This is a genomic window from Aquitalea sp. S1-19, assembly GCF_024343515.1.
Genome location: NZ_RJTZ01000246.1, coordinates 1 through 1,909 on the forward strand (window position 1 = coordinate 1; position 1,909 = coordinate 1,909).

Consider the following 1,909-nt stretch of genomic DNA (forward strand, 5'->3'; position numbering starts at 1 on the left):
AGTCATCGCGGTATGTGGTGCCAGCTTGGTGCGCGGCAAGGCGGCGGGGAAGGGAGGAAGTGCATCGCGCAGTTGCGAGACCAGTGCCTCGGCCTTGCTGGCGGTGCCGCTATCGACCATCAGCCACTGGCGGCGCGTATCCAGATAAGCGGTCAGCCGGCCAGAACGGGTGAAGGCGCGCGGCAACAGGTCATCGGTAATCTGCTCTTTTAACTCCAGCTTTTCCTTGCGCCCTATCTTGCGTAGCTCGGTGTTTTCGATCTCGCTGATCTTGGCGTCGAGAAAGTCACGAATCACGCCGGCTGGCAGTACCTTGTCTTCGCGCTTGAGCGCGACCATCAGGCAATCGCGTACCGGATAGACCGGATCGACCAGAAAACCTGCCGGCGGCACCCAGCCCTCACTGAACCAATCCAGACCCGTGCAGTGGGAGAAGGGACGTTTTTCCAGTACTTCCGACAGTTTGCCGGTAGAAGGAATCGAATTTTCGCTTAGGCGATAAAAAGAGAGTTGCTTAAACCACATATTTAATAGATAATGCTCGTCCTCAGAAGCAATTATTGTACCGCAATCAAACGGGTACTGTCACAACTTGGGAAATAAAGTTGAAAGCGGAGTGTGGCGCAGTCCGGTAGCGCACCTGGTTTGGGACCAGGGGGTCCAAGGTTCGAATCCTTGTACTCCGACCATAACTTCAAGTTTTACCAGTGTTGAAACTTCGATAAGTTTGCGGTAGATTTTGACTTGTAAAAATAGTCTTTACCGTAAAAATCGGAGTGTAGCTTAGCCTGGTAGAGCGCTACGTTCGGGACGTAGAGGCCGGAGGTTCGAATCCTCTCACTCCGACCAGAATTCAAAAGCCTTGATCGTTTTAATCATCAAGGCTTTTTTACAAGTTGGTTCGCCGGTATAGCTCAGTTGGTAGAGCAGCGCATTCGTAATGCGAAGGTCGGGGGTTCAACTCCTCTTACCGGCACCATAAAAATTAAGGACTTAGCCCGTCGGGCTAGGTCCTTTTTTATTTCTTCTTTGCCTGTGTAGTGGCAAGCATGATGGATATGCTTTGAGTCCACAGGACAAGGCACGCCAGCGGCCTATACCGGGCCGCTGGCTCATTCTGCTTTATTTCTTTTTTATGGCTGATCCCCGTTCGCCACCGATTCTGCCCATGCCATGGCTTGCAGTTGCAGGCGGTTGACTTGTTCGACGGCGAGCCCAAGCTCACTGGACAGGGTTCGGATACGTTCGTCCTGTTCTTGTTCCAGACCCAAGGTCAGGTTGAGGTAGGGGGTAAACAGGCCGTGGCCGTCAATCAGGACACTGGCGACAGTAGGCGGTAGCGATAAGGGCTGTAGGGCTTCTTTTAGCGGTTGCTGCAGCAGGGCATCGAGCATGGAGAACATGCCGGTCAGAAACAGATGCTCGCATTCCAGCCGGTTTTTGCCGCCTGCCGTGCCCAGGTTCTCCATAAAACGTGCACGCCATAGTGATCGTTCCAGCAAAACCAGACTGCGGTTATCGTCTTTGTTGCTGGTAAACAACAGCAGGGTCAGCCACTTGAACAGGGTTTCCCGTCCGAGTAGCAGCAGGCTTTCATCCAGCGTCGAGATCTTGCGGTTTAAGCCGTTGGCCGGGGAGTTGATAAAGCGCAGCAGTTTGAACAGCAATATCGAGTCGAGCTTGAACTGTTCATTCAGCGCCTTGCTGTCGGCACCGCTGCGCAACAGGCGCAGGATTTCCATCACGCGCAGCCGGCCTGCGTCGGTCTGTACACCCTCTATCTTGCGCACCTGGGTGATGAATGGCCCCTGGAACAGGACAAAGCGTTCGTGTGCAGCACTGCTGCGCAGACAGACTTCGTACGCCTCCATCGAGCTGATATTGCGTGCATACCAGCGTGCTCGCGGGA

At 54.0% G+C, this 1,909-nt stretch carries 2 protein-coding genes and 3 tRNA genes; 3 read left to right on the forward strand and 2 right to left on the reverse strand.

Going from position 1 to position 1,909, the window contains the following annotated elements; translation table 11 throughout:
- On the reverse strand, nt 1-525 hold a 525-nt coding region (rdgC, locus tag EGI20_RS17820), incomplete at its 3' end, for a recombination-associated protein RdgC (protein ID WP_498633050.1).
- A gap of 87 nt (nt 526-612) precedes the next feature.
- On the opposite strand from rdgC, the gene EGI20_RS17825 reads away from it, so the two are divergent.
- The 3 genes from EGI20_RS17825 (at nt 613) to EGI20_RS17835 (ending at nt 979) form a co-directional block, all read left to right on the forward strand.
- A tRNA-Pro gene (locus EGI20_RS17825) sits at nt 613-689 on the forward strand.
- 83 nt (nt 690-772) lie between these two features.
- Nucleotides 773-849: transfer RNA gene (locus EGI20_RS17830), tRNA-Pro, on the forward strand.
- 54 nt (nt 850-903) lie between these two features.
- Nucleotides 904-979 (forward strand) — tRNA-Thr (locus EGI20_RS17835).
- 154 nt (nt 980-1,133) lie between these two features.
- Here the strand turns inward: EGI20_RS17835 and EGI20_RS17840 are convergent.
- A partial coding sequence (locus EGI20_RS17840) for an EAL and HDOD domain-containing protein (RefSeq protein ID WP_498633051.1) occupies nt 1,134-1,909 on the reverse strand: 776 nt, incomplete at its 5' end.